Source organism: Dehalococcoidia bacterium (assembly GCA_021295915.1).
In the GTDB taxonomy this organism is placed as follows: domain Bacteria; phylum Chloroflexota; class Dehalococcoidia; order Lucifugimonadales; family UBA1123; genus VXRN01.
Map to the genome: position 1 here is coordinate 1 of JAGWBK010000083.1, position 330 is coordinate 330.

Annotated in this window: 1 protein-coding gene; it reads right to left on the reverse strand. The window is 67.3% G+C overall.

From position 1 onward, the window contains the following. Positions 1 to 330 (reverse strand): FAD binding domain-containing protein (locus J4G14_15035; protein ID MCE2459104.1); only part of this gene is annotated, 330 nt, incomplete at both ends.

Genomic DNA, 330 nt, shown 5'->3' on the forward strand with positions numbered 1-330 from the left:
ACGTCTCCATGTCGCGCTGGGTGGTGAGCCCGCCGATGCGGAGCTCGCCGTCCGACGCCTCGATGGAGTCGAGGCCGGGCACGCGGTGTAGGCTGACGATGTGGTCGGGCGCGATGAGCGACTGCTTCAGGAGCGTGGTGAGCGAGGTGCCGCCAGCGAGCAGCTTGGCGTCGCCGTCGTGCTCGGCGAGCAGTTCGAGCGCGCCGGAGAGGGAGTCTGGTGCGTGGAAGGTGAAGTCGTGCATGGCTACTTCGCCTCCGCAGCGGCCTGGATGGACTCGATGATCTGGTAGTAGCCGGTGCAGCGGCAGAGGTTCCCCATCATCCACTC